Genomic DNA, 14,808 nt, shown 5'->3' with positions numbered 1-14,808 from the left:
CCCACAGCGTCCGGCCGCGCGCGCTGCGCCGGCTCTCAGCCCCCCGGCGCATAGACCGCCAGCAGCGCCGACAGTGTGACGACGCTCAGCACCGTCGACACCAGGATGGCGGACGAGGTGCGCTCGACATAGGTCTGGTACTGGGTCGCCACCACGAAGGTCAGCGCCCCGGTCGGCAGCGCCGCCAGGATCACGGCGCTGCCGGTCCAGAAGGGGTCCATCGGGAACAGGGTCTGGGTCAGCACCCAGGCCAGCGCCGGATGCACCAGCAGCTTCAACGCGCTGATCCACCCCGCCTCCGCCAGCCCGGCGGTCAGCCGCTGCGATGCCAGGAACAGGCCGATGGCGAACAGCGCGCAGGGCCCGGCGGGGGAGCCCATCAACTCGCAGAAGGTGGCGATCGGCTTCGGCACCGCCACGCCCGGCAGCAGCGCCGACCAGGCGAGGCCGGCGGCGGTCGACAGGATCAGCGGGTTCTTCGCCAGCGCCCGGCCGACATCCTTCAATGCCTTGCCCAGGCCATGGCCGTGGCTGTTGGCGAACTCCATCCAGATCACGGCGATGCCGACCATGATGGCGCTCATGATCACGGTCGCCAGGATGGTGGGGGCCAGATGGTCCGGGCCGAAGGCGGCCAGGAACAGCGGGATGCCCATGTAGCCGGTGTTGGAGAAGGCCGAGTTCAGCCCCTGCATGCACTGGATCTGCGTCCGCTCGCGGTGCAGCAGCCGGCCGATGACCGCGCCCAGCGCATAGACCAGCAGCATCGACCCCAGGAAGGCGCCGATGAAGGGGCCGTTGAAGATCTCCGGGATCGACCGCCGGGCGGTGCCGAGGAACAGCACCGGCGGCAACGCCATCCAATAGACGAACTTGTTGAGCGCCTCCGACGAGGCGGCGCCCAGCAGCTTCGACTTCCCGGCCAGGAATCCGGCCAGGATGATGGCGAATACGGGAAATGCGACATTGAGCACGACGTTCATGGTGCGCGACAATAGGCAAGCCCAACCGTCGCGTCGAGCCGCCGACCCCTCCGCTTCCGGCATGGCACCCTTGACGCTGCCGGAACGGCAGTCGAGATTGCCCGACGAACACGCGACCGCTCCCCAGGGGAGACCGCTCCATGAGAAAGCCGACCGACCCCATGATCGACCACCACAGCGCGCTCATCTACGTCATGGTCCTGGTGTCCGCCTGCGACGGCGACATGACCGACGCCGAGCTGGAAGCCATCGGCGAGAATGTGCGTTACCTGCCGATCTTCAAGGATTACAGCGCCGATCAGGTGATGGCCGCCACCCGCGAATGCACCGCCATGCTGTCGGACAGCGACGGGCTGGACACGGTGCTGACCATCGTCGACCAGGCGCTGCCGTCCAAGCTGCGCGAGACCGCCTATGCGGTGGCCTGCGACATCGCCGCCGCCGACCCCAAGGCCTCGCAGGAGGAACTGCGCATGCTGGAGCTGATCCGCCACCGGCTGGGCATCGACCGGCTGTGCGCCGCCGCCATCGAACGCGGCGCCCGCGCCCGCCACATGCGCCTTTGACCTGCCGCTTGCGCTTTTGATCTGCCCCTTGCGCTTTTGATCTGAAAGTCCCCGACATGAGCGAAGAGATCGCCCGCCCCGACCTGACCGGCCAACGCGTCGGCTTCATCGGGCTCGGCCTGATGGGCAAGCCGATGGCGCGCGCCCTTGCCCGCGCCGGCGCCGAGCTGGTGGTGACCAGCCGCAGCCCCGGCCCGGTCGCCGAACTGGCGGCCGACGGCATGATCGCCGCCACCGGCCCGGCCGCCGTCGCCGGACAGGCCGGGACCATCGTCCTGATGCTGACCGACACGGTGGCGGTGGAGACGGTGGCCGACGCCCTGCTGCCGGTCCTGCGCCCCGGCCATCTGGTGATCGACATGGGCACCACCGCCGTCGCCGCCAGCCGCGCGCTGGCCGAACGGGCCGCCGCCGCCGGGGCGGAGTGGCTCGACGCCCCGGTGTCCGGCGGGACGGTGGCGGCGGAGGCGGCGACCCTGACCATCATGGCCGGCGGAACCGACGCCGCCTTCGCCCGCGCGCTGCCGCCGCTGCAGGCGATGGGCCGCCGCATCACCCATGTCGGGGCCAGCGGCGCCGGCCAGATCGCCAAATCGGCCAACCAGGTCATCGTCGCCCTGACCATCGGCGCGGTGGCGGAGGCGCTGGCGCTGGCCAGGGCGGCCGGGGCCGACCCGGCCCGGGTGCGCGACGCCATCCGCGGCGGCTTCGCCGAATCCCGCATCCTCGACCTGCATGGCGGCCGCATGGTCAGCGGCGACTTCACGCCGGGCGGCCGGGTGACCACCCAGGTCAAGGATCTGCGTCAGGCGGAGGAGCTGGCCCAGCAGTCGGGCATCGAGCTGCCGACGCTCGGCCTGTCGCTGGAGCTGTTCGAGATGCTGGTCGACCAGGGCGACGGCGCGCTCGACCATTCGGCGCTGTACCGGCTGTTCGCACGCTGAGTCCGCAGGCTTGAACCGGCAACGAAAGACGGGGGCAGGTGCATCCCGTCTTTCGCCGGGCATTCCCTCCATTGCGGCAATTGCCCGCTTTTCGCAAGTTTCTTGTCAAAGTGGTTGAGCAGAGACGCCGCATCGTCCATTCTCCCCGCTTTCCACGGGGCGGAAGGCCCCGGTTCATTCAGGTCAGGCGGCAGGTCAGGCGACGATGACGGGCGAACGCATCTATCTCTACGACACCACGCTCCGCGACGGGGCGCAGACCCAGGACGTGGATTTCTCGGTCGCCGACAAGATCGCGATTGCTAAGGACCTCGACCGGCTCGGCATCGACTATGTCGAGGGCGGCTGGCCGGGCGCCAACCCGACCGACGACCAGTTCTTCGCCGAGGCGCCGGAGCTGACCCGCGCCACCTTCACCGCCTTCGGCATGACGCGCCGCCCCGGCCGCAGCGCCGCCAACGACCCGCAGTTGACGGCGCTGGTGCAATCCTGCGCCAAGGCTGTCTGCATGGTCGGCAAGACCTGGGATTTCCATGTCGACGTCGCGCTGAACATCCCGCGCGAGGAGAATCTCGACCTGATCCGCGACAGCATCGCCGCGCTGCACGCCGCCAAGGGCGAGGCGCTGTTCGACGCGGAGCATTTCTTCGATGGCTACAAGCGCAACCCGGCCTATGCCGTCTCCTGCATCAAGGCGGCGGCCGAGGCCGGTGCCCGCTGGATCGTGCTGTGCGACACCAACGGCGGCACCCTGCCGCACGAGATCGACGCCATCGTCCGCGAGGTGGTGGAGACGCACGGCATCCCCGGCGACCGGCTCGGCATCCATTGCCACAACGACACCGAGAATGCGGTCGCCAACTCGCTGGCAGCGGTGCTGGCCGGGGTGCGCATGGTCCAGGGCACGATCAACGGGCTGGGCGAGCGCTGCGGCAACGCCAATCTGGTGTCGCTGATCCCGACGCTGATGCTGAAGCTCGGCTTCGAGACCGGCATCCGGCGCGAGGATCTGCATCTCCTGACCCAGCTGAGCCGCGCCTTCGATGACCGGCTGAACCGCGCCCCCAACCGCCACGCGCCTTATGTCGGCGCCAGCGCCTTCGCCCACAAGGGCGGGCTGCATGTCTCGGCGGTGGAGAAGGATCCCTCCTCCTACGAGCATGTCGCCCCGGACGCCGTCGGCAACCGCCGGCAGATCGTCATGTCGGATCAGGCCGGCCGCTCCAACCTGATCGTCCGGCTGCGCGACATCGGCATGGCGGTGGAGGCGAAGGACGAAAGGCTGGCCGGCCTGCTCGACCTGGTGAAGCAGCGCGACAGCGACGGCTATGCCTACGACACCGCGGAGGCCAGCTTCGAGCTGCTGGTGCGGCGCGAGCTGGGCGAGGTGCCGCGCTTCTTCGAGCTGCTGCGCTTCCACGTCACCGACGAGCGCCGATACAACGCGGTCGGCAAGCTGGTGGTCGAATCCGAGGCGGTGGTGAGGGTGCGGGTCGGCGACGCCGTACGGCTGGAGGTGGCGGACGGCAACGGTCCGGTCCACGCGCTGGACGTCGCCATGCGCAAGGCGCTGGAGCCGGTCTATCCCGCACTCGCCAAGGTCAGCCTGTCCGACTACCGCGTCCGCATCCTTGCCGCCAAGGAAGGCACCGGCGCCATGCCCCGCGTGCTGATCCGCAGCGCCCGCACCGACGGCACCGAATGGTCGACGCTGGGCGTCTCCACCAACATCATCGAGGCGTCGATGGAAGCGCTGGTGGACAGCTACACCTACGCCCTGCTGAAGAGCGACGCGAAGCCGGTGTGAGCGAGGGGGGGCACGCGGCACCTTCACGGCACGGCGGCGATCTGTTAGCAAGGGCGGCTTCGGGGCGCCCGCATTTCCGCGGGGACTGCTCCGGTCATCAGCGCCCGTATTGCCGCGGGTCCGCTCTCGGAGGATCACCGCCATGCTCTGGCTCGCCGCCTATATCGGCAGCATTCTTGCCATCAACTATGCCTTCAGCCTGTTCCCGCACCTGGATCTGGTCTGGTCCTGCTGGGCCGGCCTGATCTTCATCCTGCGCGACATGGTGCAGGTCCGCTTCGGCCATTGGGCGCTCGCCGCCATGCTGGGCGGCACCGTGCTGTCCTATCTGCTGACCGATCCCTTCGTCGCCACCGCCAGCGTCGCCGCCTTCGCGGTGTCGGAGATGATCGACTGGGCGGTCTTCACCATCACCCGCCGCCCCTTGCGCGACCGGCTGTGGATCAGCGCCGCCCTGTCGGTGCCGGTCGACACCGCGATCTTCTTCGGCATGCTCGACATCTGGGAGCCGGCCGTGTGGGCCGCCAGCCTCGCGTCGAAGCTGCTGGGCGTGTCGGCGGTCTGGCTGCTGATGCGCGCCCGGGACGGGCGCATGGCTGTGGCGGCCTGAACAGGCCCCTGCCCGCTTTTCCATCCATCCTCCCCGACAAGGAGAGGATGGATGGAACGATGCAGCCGTTCAGAAATTGATGAAGCGGTTGAGGAAGCGCCCGACCGGCCCGGTGAGCTTCAGCCCGCCGATCGTGGTGGCCAGGCACAGGCAGCCTTCCGGGTCGGACACCGGGCGATGCTCCAGCGACGGGTCGCCGACGGCGATGTCGCCGGGCTGGAAGGCGCCGAACTCATCCGAGAAGCCGCCTTCCAGCACCACGGTCAGCTCGATGTCGCCATGGGTGTGCCGGGGCACGGCGACGCCGCCCTTCATCCGGATCAGCCGGGTCGTCGTGCCGTTGGCGCCGGCCGGCAGGTCGATGCAACGCATGCCGGGCTGGAGAAAGCGCCAGCCCTCCTCCGCCAGCCTGCCGTCACGGTCAAGACGGCCGCGCAGATAGCCGCGCAGCGGTTCGGGATAGCGCAGGCAATCGGACTTCGGTACTGACTTCGCTGCGGGTTTCGACGCGACCGCACCGGCACGGCATGGCGCGGGCCGCTCATGGTCAAGCCGCGCCATCATCATCTCCAGGCAGCCGGGCGACAGCGGCGCCGGCTCAAGCTCGTCGAGCAGGGCGCCGCCGACCGCCTCCATCTCCGCCACGGCATGGCGGCAGGCGGGACAGAAGGCCATGTGGGTCGCCACGGCCAGTGCCGCCCCTTCGCACAAGCCGCCGCCGGCATAGTCGATCAGCAGCATGTCGCCCGGATGGTGGGTGGGCCGGTTCATCCGGAATACCTCATACCCGAAACGCTCATTCCACATCCCTCATCGACCGGCGCAGGCGCTCCATCGCCAGGCGCAGGCGCGACTTCACGGTGCCGAGCGGAATGCCATGCTCGACGGAGATGACGCTGTGCGGCTTGTCCTCGAAATAGGCCATGCGCAGCAGGTCGGCCTGTTCGGGCGGCAGATCCTTCAGCGCAGCGCGCAGGCGGATGTTGCTTTCCTTCACCTCGATCCGGCGATCGGCCGCCTCTTCGGGTGCGGGGACCAGGGCCGGATCGTCGGGGTCGATCTCCGGCCGCTGTTCGCGACGCAACGCATCGATCCGCTTGTTGCGGGCGATGGTGAACACCCAGGTGCCGGCCGAGGCGTGGATCGGATCATAGGTTTCGGCGCGACGCCAGACCAACAGCATGACCTCCTGAACAAGCTCTTCCGCGCTGGCGGACTCGCATCCCAACCGGCGAAGATAGGTCTTCAGCCGCGGCGCGAAATGGTCGAACAGAACCCCGAACGCCTGCCGGTCCCGCCCGCGCCCGACGGCGACGAGGAGACTTTCCAGACTGGGGGTCGTGCCGGCCGCAGGGGGATGATGGTCTTGCATAGGCCCATTCAAGGGGAACAACCATCGCCGCACAAGCCGGGGATGATCCCACCCCCGGATTCAGCGACGCCCTGCCCCCTTGCGGACTCCATGACGACCCCGCATGCCCCCCGGCCTTCCCGCCGGGCCCTTATGTCGTATCCTGACCGTAGCTACGCAACGGGACAGTTGCCGGATCACAAAAAAACCCTGCCACCGACGATTTGTTAGAGCTTGCAGGCGAATTTGCAGGACGGATCGATCGGACCCTGACGCGAAAACCCCATCTCCCGCAGGGCCGCCGCCACCTCCGGCGTTTCCAGCGCCTCGATGAAGCGGCGCACGGCCGGACGGTCGCGGCGGGCGGCGGGAATGACGAAGTCGTAATGCTCCTCCCGCAGCGGCAGGAAGCCCAGGCCGTAGAGGTCCGCGGCCGGTCCTATGGCCATCCCCCAGTCGGCGCGGTTCTGCGCCACCGCCACGGCGACGGCGTTGTGCGACTTCGCCTGCGTCCAATAGCCGGTCGGCCGCGCCGCGCCGAGCAGCCGGTCGGTCAGGATGCGGGTGCCACTGCCGGCGTTGCGGTTGATCAGGATGCAGTCGGGCAGCCCGGCGACGGCGGCCACCGCCTCTTCCGCCGTCCTCCCCTCGAACCGCGGGTCGCCGTGGCGGAAGACGATGCCCTGCATGCGGCGGTAGCCGGTGACGAGTTCCAGCCCCGGTGCCAGGAAGGGGGTGTTGTAGCTGCCGGTCGCCGGGTCCATCAAATGGATGGGCGCGATGTCGCACTCCCCGCGCCGCGCCGCCGCCAGCCCGCCCATCGAGCCGACATTCAGCGCCTTGACCGTCAGTCCGCCGTCGATCAGGCGGCCGATCACCGCGTTCAGGCCGATGCACTGGCTGCCCACCAGGATCAGGTCGGCGGGCGCCAGCGCCCGGCCCAGCAGCCGGACCGAGACGGGGGTGCCGGCCTCCAGCGCCTCGGCCTGGGCCTCGATGGCGAGGAAGCCGTCGGCATGGCTGAAGGCGGTGACCGATCCCGAGCCCTTGGACAGCGGGTAGGCGGCCAGCTCGTCCCCCTGCGCGCCATGGACCAGCGAAACCATGACATATTCGGTACGCCCGCGTTCCGACCCCAGCCGCACCGGCAGGGTGGCGGACACCTCCTCCACCGCGGCGGGCGGCAGGCCGGCCATGGCGCGGAGCACCGGCGCGACGAAGCTGTGGAAGGTGAACATCGCCGAGGTCGGGAAGCCGGGCAGGATCACCACCGGCTTGCCGGCGGTCACGGCGAGGCACAGCGGCTTGCCCGGCTTCAGCGCCACGCCATGGGCGACGATACCGGGATCGGACAGCCGCGCCACGATGCGGTGGGAGCGGTCGCCCGCCCCCTTGGAGGTGCCCCCCGACAGCAGCAGCGCATCGCACTGCAGCCCTTCGGCGACCAGCCGGTCGAGCGCCTCATCCTCGTCCGGCGCGATGCCCAGCGGCACCGGCTCGCCCCCCAGCTCGGCGACCGCGGCGGCGAGGATGGCACCGTTGCTGTCATAGACGGCGCCCAGGCGGATCGGCCGGCCCGGCGCCACGATCTCGTCGCCGGTGGACAGGATGGCGACACGCGGCCGGCGCACCACCGCGACCTCGGCCAGACCGACGGCGGCCAGCACGCCGATCTCGCGCGAGGTCAGCACCTGTCCGCGGCGCAGCACCACCTCGCCGCGCCCGATGTCGGATCCGGCTGCGGCGACGAAGGCGCCGGGCGTCGCCGGGCGGGTCAGCATGACGAACAGGCCGTCGGGCCGCTCGACCGCCTCCGTCGTCTCCACCATCACCACGGCGTCGGCACCGCGCGGCAGCATGCCGCCGGTGGCGATCACGGTGGCGGTGCCGGGCTCCACCGTCAGCGTGGGCGCATGGCCGGCGGCCAGCACCTCGTCGTTCAGGCGCAGGGCGACCGGCCGGTCCTCCGCCGCGCCGAGCGTGTCGGCGGCGCGCACCGCGAAGCCGTCGACCACCGAACGGTCGAAGCCGGGAACATCGACCTCCGCCACCACGTCGGCCGACAGCACGCGGCCCAGCGCGGCCGACAGCGATACGCTCTCCTCGCCCCGCGGGGAGAGGTCGAGATGGCGGTGGAAGCGGGCGCGCGCCTCCTCCCCGCTCACCACCTCCAGGAACTGGTCCTGGCGGGCGGCCTGGGCGACGAAACGGCGGATGTCCTCGCGGCTCTGGTCGGAACTGTGCACGCGGAAAGCCTCTGTGGAAAAGATCGGGGCGGAAAAGATCGGGGCGGAACGGGATCGAACGGAGCGATGCTCAGCCGAAACGATACATGGTGACCGCGGCGCCGTCCGGCACGCCTTCGCTCCCGGCCGGGACCAGCACGAAGCCGTCGGCCCGCGCCGCCGCCGCCAGACCGGGCCAGCCGGGCGAGCCCACCGGTTCGATCCGGCCGTCACCGTCCAGCCGCACCCGGTGGAGGTCGAGACAGCCGATCTCCGACACCAGCTTGCGCGCCGTCACCGCGTCGGCCGTCGCATGCGGCAGCCCGGCAGGCAGGCCGGCGCCAAGCCGCACCGCGCGGCCGGCCAGCAGCTCGTAGGCGGCCAGCGCCGCCATCGGCTCGCCCGGCAGCAGCAGCACCGGCACGCCGCCCGCTCCATCTCCGGCTGCCAGCCCAAGCCCGGCGCTGCCGCCCGGCCGCATGGCGATGCCGTGCAGGTCGAGGCTGCCGGCATCCGCCAGCGCCGGCGGCGCCACGTCGTCCGGACCGCAGCCGGTACGCCCGGCCGACAGGATCAGGTCGGCGCCCGGCCGCGCATAGGCCAGCGCCAGGGCGGCACGGTCGGCGGGCAGCGCCTCAATGCTTTCGACCCGGCCGCCATCGCGCACCACCAGCGCCGCCAGCATGACTCCCAATTGCTCCGGTGCCCCGTCCCTGGGGCCGCCCGCCAGCAGGATGCGCACCCGCGGCGCCGGCAGGACCGTCAGCGTGCGATGGCCGGCGGCGGCGAGCAGGCCGAGATCGGCCGGCCGCAGGCGCCGTCCGGCCGGCAGCAATGGGTCGCCGACCCGCATCCAGGCGCCCCGCCGCTCCACTCCGCAGCCCGGCGCAACCGCATCGACCGCTTCCGGCAACGGGCCGGCGGCATAAACCGCCTCGAAGGGGAGCACCGCATCGCTGCCCGGCGGCATCGGCTCGCCGGCCGACACCGGCACCGCCGCCATCAGTGGCACCGGGTTGTAGGAGCCGGCTCCCAGCGTGTCCGCCGCCGCCACGGCATAGCCGTCTGCCGCGGCCCGGTCGGCGGGCGGCCAGTCGCCGTCCGCCGCGACCGCCTCCGCCAGCCGCAGCCCGACGCAGTCCGCCAGCGCCAGCCTGCGCGCGGCAGACGGCAGGATCCTGCCGTCGATCCAGTCCCAGGCGAGGGACAGCGGCGCGCGGCGGGCGAAGCCGCGGCCGCGGACGTCGAAGGCGGCAGACACGGCGCTCACGGCACTGGCACCGGCACCATCGCATCCTGCACGCGGTTCCGGCCGGCCCGCTTGGCGCGGTAGAGAAGCTGGTCGGCCATCTCGGCCAGCTGTTCGGGACTGCTGTCGGCGGTCGGGATCACGGTGGCGACGCCCAGGCTGATGGTGAGGTAGGGAGCAACCGACGACTGGCCGTGCGGGATGCGGCGTTCGGTGACGCCGACGCGGAAATCCTCGGCGACGCGGCTGGCGCCGGGACCGTCGGTCTCCGGCAACAGGCAGACGAACTCCTCCCCGCCATAACGAGCGACGAGGTCGCTCGGCCGGCGCGCCCGCTCCGACAGAACGTCGGCCACCACGCGCAGGCATTCGTCCCCGGCCTGATGGCCGTACTGGTCGTTGTAGGCCTTGAAATGGTCGACATCGAGGATGATCAGCGACAGCGGCAGGTGCGACCGGGCGCAGCGCCGCCATTCGCGCGCCATCGCCTCGTCGAAGCGGCGGCGGTTGGCGATGCCGGTGAGACCGTCCAGGAAGGACAGGCTGCGCAGCAGGTCGGCCTGCCGTTTCAGCAGCAGGTGGTTGCGCACCCGGGCCTTGACGATGGGCGGGCTGATCGGCTTGGTGATGAAGTCGATGGCCCCGGCCTCCAGCCCGCGGGTCTCGTCCTCCACCTCGCTCTTGGCCGAGATGAAGATGACCGGAATGTCGTGGGTGGCGGGATCGGCCTTGATCCGGCGGCACACCTCGTAGCCGTCCATTCCCGGCATCATGATGTCCAGCAGGATGAGGTCGGGCATCCGCGCCGGCACGAGGTCCAGCGCCTTTTCGCCGTCCGTGGCGAAATAGATGTCGTAATCGTCCCGCAGGATGCGGCTGAGCACATGGATGTTGGACGGGATGTCGTCCACCACCAGGATTTTCGGGCGAATTTCGGTCATGCGCAAGTTCAGACCGTCGATAAGGGAAGGCCGAGATCCCGTGCGATCCGCTGCACGATGCCAAGCGCCTTGGTGAAATCCAGTCCGTCGATGGCGGCGGACAGCCCCTTCATCGTCGAGGGCTCGACCCAGTCCGTCAGCAACGGTGCAAGCATACCGAACTCCTCCGCCGCTGCGAAGTTACTGTCTTGCAACAATATGGCGAATCGGGGGAGCCTGGTCACCAGCGCCTGCCGTTTCTCGGGCGACCGGGCCGGGCCGCCGCCATCCGGCCTCCCCGCCGGCCTAGCCCCCGCATCCTTCGCCAGCCGGCGGGCACTGTCCAACACAAGGGCCAGTTCGGACCGCAGCACCGGCACCTGCGCCTCCGCCGCGGCGGGGTCGTCCTGCTGGACCGCGACCTGCACCGCGTCCGCTGCGGCGGACAGGCGGCGGGCGCCGAGGTTGCCGGCGACGCTCTTCAGCTCATGCGCGACCGATTTGGCGGCAGGCAGGTCGCCGGTCTCCAGCGCGGCGGCGATCCGTTCGGCCACATCGGCATAGGAGGCGGCGAACTGAGCGATGAAGCGGCGGAACAGCCCGGTATCACCGTCCAGCCGGCTGAGCGCGTCCGCCAGATCGATGCCCGGCAGCATGTCGGGCATCGCGCCGGGTATCGTGCCGGGCGGCCGGGCAGAGCGGCCCGCGAGGACCGCCGCCACGGTCCGGCCGGCCGCGCCCCCGGGAGCACCCTGCACCGGCTGCCGGTCCGGCGCGCAAGGCGCGGCAAGCGGCGCAGCGTCCGGCGGCGGTCCGATCCAGCGGGCCAGTGTGGCGAAGAGCTGGGGCAGGTCGAGCGGCTTGGGCACATGGTCGTCCATACCGTTGTCGAGGCACTGCCGCCGGTCCGCCGGCAGGGCGCTGGCGGTCATCGCCAGGATCGGCAGGCGCCGCCCTTCCGGCAGCGCGCGGATCGCCGCCGTCGCCTCGAAGCCGTCCATATCCGGCATCTGCACGTCCAGCAGCACGGCGTCGAAGGGGCGGTCGGCGCCCTGCACGCACGCCACCGCCTGCCGGCCGGTGGCGGCGACGGTGACCGCAGCCCCGGCCCGCTCCAGGATCTCGCGCGCCACCTGCTGGCTGATGGCGTTGTCGTCGGCCAGCAGCAGCCGGCGGCCTTCCAGCGGCCGGTCGCCCGGTCCCTTCGCGGCTCCCGCCGGGATTGCGGCCGGCAGGAGGGTGCCCGGCTGGGGGGCTGCAGCCTTTCCATGCGCTTGGGCGTAGGCGACGGTGACCGCGTCGAGCAGGGTGGAGGCGGTCACCGGCTTGACCAGGAACCCGGCGACCCCGGCCTCCTCGAAGCGCGCACCCAGCCGCTCGCGGCCATAGCCGCTGATGACGATGATCATCGGGGTGCCGGACCGCGCATCGTCGCGGATGCGGCGTGCCGTCTCGATGCCGTCCATCCCCGGCATCTTCCAGTCCATCAGCACCACGTCATAGGCTCTGCCGGAGGCCGCCGCGCGCTCCAACTCGTCGATGGCGGTCCGGCCGTCGCGGCAGGCGGTGACCGACCAGCCGAAGGTGCCGGCGATCTCGCTCAGCACCTCGCGCGCAGTGACGTTGTCGTCGACCACCAGGACCGTCAGGTCGCGCGGCACCTGGCGCGGCGGCACCGCCCCACCGGCTGCCGGGCCGACGCCCCCACCACCACCCACGGCCCCGGCATGACGGCCGAATTCGGCATGGAAACGGAAGACGCTGCCCTTGCCGACCTCGCTCTCCACATCCATCGCACCGTTCATCAGCCGGACCAGCCGGGAACAGATCGCCAGCCCCAGACCGGTGCCGCCGAAGCGCCGCGTGGTGGAGCTGTCGCCCTGGCTGAAGGCCTGGAACAGCCGCTCGCGCTGCTCCGGCGGGATGCCGACGCCGGTGTCGCGCACGGCGAAATCCAGCTCGACGCCGGCGTCGGCGAGCGACCGGACCCTGACCGACACCACCACCTCGCCGGCGTCGGTGAACTTGATGGCGTTGCCGGCGAGGTTGATCAGGATCTGCTGCAGCCGCAGCGGGTCGCCGACCAGCACCAGCGGAACGTCCGGCGCGACCGAGAACAGGACGTCGATGTCCTTTTCCTGCGCGGCGGACCCGACGATGACGGCAAGCGTCTGCAGCAGGTCGTCCAGGCGGAACTCGACCCGTTCCAGCTCCAGCTTGCCCGCCTCGACCTTCGAGAAGTCGAGGATGTCGTTCAGGATGCCCAGCAGCGACTGCGCCGACACCCGCACCTTCTGCACATAGTCGGCCTGCCGGCCGGTCAGCTCTGTCTGCTGCAACAGATGGATCAGCCCGAGGATCGCGTTCATCGGCGTGCGGATCTCGTGGCTCATGTTGGCCAGGAATTCGCTCTTGGCCCGGCTGGCGGCCTCGGCGGCGAGACGGGCGCGCTGCATCACCGCCTCCGCCCGCTTGCGCTCGGCGATCTCGTGGAAGACCACCACCGCACCTTCCACCCTGCCGTCGGCCAGCATGGGCGAGGCGTTGTATTCGACCAGGAAGGGCTGCCCGGCCTTGGTCCAATAAGTGTCCTCCAGTCCGCGGCGGCTTTCCCCGCTCAGCAGCACCTCGGTCACCGGGCATTCCAGCGACGGGAAATGCGACCCGTCGGCCCGGCGGGAATGGATCAGCGCATGCAGGTTGCCGCCCAGCAACTCTTCATTGGCGTAGCCGGTCAGGACGGAGGTCGCCGGGTTGGCGAAGGTGATCAGCCCCTCGCGGTCGACGCCGCAGATGCTGTCGGAGGCGGAATGCAGGATCAGGTTCAGCCGGCGGTTTGCGGTGGCGAAGGCCTCGTTCGCGCTCTCCAGCTCGCGCTTCTTGGCATCGAGCTCGGCATTGGTGTCGGCCAGCCGGCGGCGGCCCACCACCTCGCGCTCCAGGCTGCGCAGGGCGGCATAGGCCAGCCCGGCGCAGGCCAGCACCGCCAGCCCGACCAGGATGCTGCCGCGGATCGTGCGCTCCCGCCACGACGCCAGCTCCGTCTCTTCCGACAGGGCGACAAAAGTGACCAGCGGCAGGGTCGGCACCCGCTGGTAGGACAGGATGCGCCTGTCGCCTGGAGCCGGTCCCGGCGCCTCGAAGGTCTCGTTCGAGGCGTCCGCCGCGTGCAGCAGCACCACGCGCCCATCGGGACCGTCCAACGGTTCGGTTTCGGGAAAGCGCAGCACCGGCTTGCCGTCGGCGCGATAGAGCGCGATCGCCGACCCCCGGCCGAGATCCAGGCTTTCATACAGTTGCCGGTAATAGTCGAGATCGATGTTGGCGTGGACGACGCCTTGGAAGCGGCCATCAAGCAGGATCGGGCGGCTGACGGTGAAGGACTGCGACCCGGTCATCCGGCCGGTGATGCGTTCGCCGACATGGAAATCGGCGCCCTCCCGGTGGGCCTGGAAATAGCTGCGGTCGGCGATGTTTCCCTGTGGCGCCGGGAACTGCCGGCTGGTCAGCACGGCCTCGCCTATGGTGCCGTGGATCCACAGCGCGGAGATCTCCGGCAGGTTCTCCACCATGTCGCGGATGACGATCCAGGCCTCCCGGCTCGTCTCCAGCCCCGGCATGCCATGATGGCGGACGATATCCAGGGTGCGGCCGACGGCCAGATCGGCGGTCGCGACCGTTCGCCGCACATGCTCCTGCAGCAGGCGGGCGGAGGATTGTGCCTGTTCATGGGCATAACGCAGGGTCTCGACCCGGTCGGCCCAGATCACGAAGCCCCAGAATACGGCCCCCAGCAGCGCAATCAGGGCGAAGGCGGCAGCCAACAGCAGCCGGGGCCGCGTGGACGGGAGGGCGGGTGCCGCAGCGTCAATCGCGTGTCTGTCCATCATCGCCGCATCATTGCCGCACCGGCCTTCGGCTGCAGTCGGCAGCCGTCGGCAGCCGGTACCGTTCACCGGCCGTTCCGCGCGGAGTATGGCTTTGCGCGGGCGGCGACCGCAAGCAACTTGATATGTGCAACGGCGGCGGTGGGAACTCCCGGCGCTTGCGGGTGATCCCACCGGTACAGCCTCGCTTGCACCGCCTGCCTTCCGGCGCGGGCGACGGCATCCTGCCCCATATTTGTCACTCCCGTCCGATCTCCGCCCCGCCC

Annotated in this window: 11 protein-coding genes; 4 read left to right on the top strand and 7 right to left on the bottom strand. The window is 70.4% G+C overall.

The window, feature by feature from the left end; genetic code table 11:
* Positions 1-35: 35 nt before the first annotated feature.
* Positions 36-983, bottom strand: coding sequence for an AEC family transporter (locus AL072_RS06885; protein ID WP_045582431.1), 948 nt, complete (start codon positions 981-983; stop codon positions 36-38).
* Positions 984-1,123: 140 nt separating this feature from the next.
* On the opposite strand from AL072_RS06885, the gene AL072_RS06880 reads away from it, so the two are divergent.
* The 4 genes from AL072_RS06880 (at position 1,124) to AL072_RS06865 (ending at position 4,910) form a co-directional block, all read left to right on the top strand.
* Positions 1,124-1,549: a tellurite resistance TerB family protein gene (locus AL072_RS06880; protein WP_045580955.1), complete on the top strand. Its 426-nt coding sequence runs from the start codon at positions 1,124-1,126 to the stop codon at positions 1,547-1,549.
* 56 nt (positions 1,550-1,605) lie between these two features.
* Positions 1,606-2,493 carry an NAD(P)-dependent oxidoreductase gene (locus tag AL072_RS06875; protein ID WP_045580956.1) on the top strand — a complete coding sequence of 296 codons (888 nt, stop codon included), beginning with the start codon at positions 1,606-1,608 and terminating at the stop codon, positions 2,491-2,493.
* Positions 2,494-2,698: 205 nt separating this feature from the next.
* Entirely contained in the window at positions 2,699-4,300 is a 1,602-nt protein-coding gene (gene cimA, locus AL072_RS06870; RefSeq protein ID WP_045580957.1) for a citramalate synthase, read from the top strand.
* 142 nt (positions 4,301-4,442) lie between these two features.
* On the top strand, positions 4,443-4,910 hold the full coding sequence (locus AL072_RS06865; protein ID WP_045580958.1) for a preQ0 transporter: 468 nt from the start codon (positions 4,443-4,445) through the stop codon (positions 4,908-4,910).
* 69 nt (positions 4,911-4,979) lie between these two features.
* On the opposite strand, the gene AL072_RS06860 is transcribed toward AL072_RS06865, so the two are convergent.
* From AL072_RS06860 to AL072_RS06835, 6 genes are all read right to left on the bottom strand, one after another.
* Positions 4,980-5,681, bottom strand: coding sequence for a ChrR family anti-sigma-E factor (locus AL072_RS06860; protein ID WP_045580959.1), 702 nt, complete (start codon positions 5,679-5,681; stop codon positions 4,980-4,982).
* A gap of 25 nt (positions 5,682-5,706) precedes the next feature.
* On the bottom strand, positions 5,707-6,282 hold the full coding sequence (locus tag AL072_RS06855) for a sigma-70 family RNA polymerase sigma factor (protein ID WP_045580960.1): 576 nt from the start codon (positions 6,280-6,282) through the stop codon (positions 5,707-5,709).
* Positions 6,283-6,488: 206 nt separating this feature from the next.
* Positions 6,489-8,507, bottom strand: a complete 2,019-nt coding sequence (locus AL072_RS06850; RefSeq protein ID WP_045580961.1) for a molybdopterin biosynthesis protein — start codon at positions 8,505-8,507, stop codon at positions 6,489-6,491.
* A 70-nt stretch (positions 8,508-8,577) separates the two neighbouring features.
* Positions 8,578-9,756, bottom strand: a complete 1,179-nt coding sequence (locus tag AL072_RS06845) for a molybdopterin-binding protein (protein WP_045580962.1) — start codon at positions 9,754-9,756, stop codon at positions 8,578-8,580.
* Positions 9,753-10,676 (bottom strand): diguanylate cyclase domain-containing protein, encoded by a 924-nt coding sequence (locus tag AL072_RS06840; protein ID WP_045582432.1) that lies wholly within the window; start codon positions 10,674-10,676, stop codon positions 9,753-9,755. The genes AL072_RS06845 and AL072_RS06840 overlap by 4 nt, the downstream gene beginning before the upstream one ends.
* 8 nt (positions 10,677-10,684) lie before the next feature.
* On the bottom strand, positions 10,685-14,545 hold the full coding sequence (locus AL072_RS06835; RefSeq protein WP_045580963.1) for a response regulator: 3,861 nt from the start codon (positions 14,543-14,545) through the stop codon (positions 10,685-10,687).
* Positions 14,546-14,808 lie beyond the last annotated feature (263 nt).

Source organism: Azospirillum thiophilum, assembly GCF_001305595.1.
GTDB classification, from domain to species: domain Bacteria; phylum Pseudomonadota; class Alphaproteobacteria; order Azospirillales; family Azospirillaceae; genus Azospirillum; species Azospirillum thiophilum.
Note: the sequence above shows the minus strand (reverse complement) of the source record. Positions and strands in the feature narration are given on the sequence as shown.

Excerpts from the sequence above, each read along its gene's own strand:
- AL072_RS06885 (WP_045582431.1), bottom strand. The coding sequence starts at position 983 with ATGAACGTCGTGCTCAATGTCGCATTTCCCGTATTCGCCATCATCCTG.
- AL072_RS06880 (WP_045580955.1), top strand. The coding sequence starts at position 1,124 with ATGAGAAAGCCGACCGACCCCATGATCGACCACCACAGCGCGCTCATC.
- AL072_RS06875 (WP_045580956.1), top strand. The coding sequence starts at position 1,606 with ATGAGCGAAGAGATCGCCCGCCCCGACCTGACCGGCCAACGCGTCGGC.
- cimA (WP_045580957.1), top strand. The coding sequence starts at position 2,699 with ATGACGGGCGAACGCATCTATCTCTACGACACCACGCTCCGCGACGGG.
- AL072_RS06865 (WP_045580958.1), top strand. The coding sequence starts at position 4,443 with ATGCTCTGGCTCGCCGCCTATATCGGCAGCATTCTTGCCATCAACTAT.
- AL072_RS06860 (WP_045580959.1), bottom strand. The coding sequence starts at position 5,681 with ATGAACCGGCCCACCCACCATCCGGGCGACATGCTGCTGATCGACTAT.
- AL072_RS06855 (WP_045580960.1), bottom strand. The coding sequence starts at position 6,282 with ATGCAAGACCATCATCCCCCTGCGGCCGGCACGACCCCCAGTCTGGAA.
- AL072_RS06840 (WP_045582432.1), bottom strand. The coding sequence starts at position 10,676 with ATGACCGAAATTCGCCCGAAAATCCTGGTGGTGGACGACATCCCGTCC.
- AL072_RS06835 (WP_045580963.1), bottom strand. The coding sequence starts at position 14,545 with ATGATGGACAGACACGCGATTGACGCTGCGGCACCCGCCCTCCCGTCC.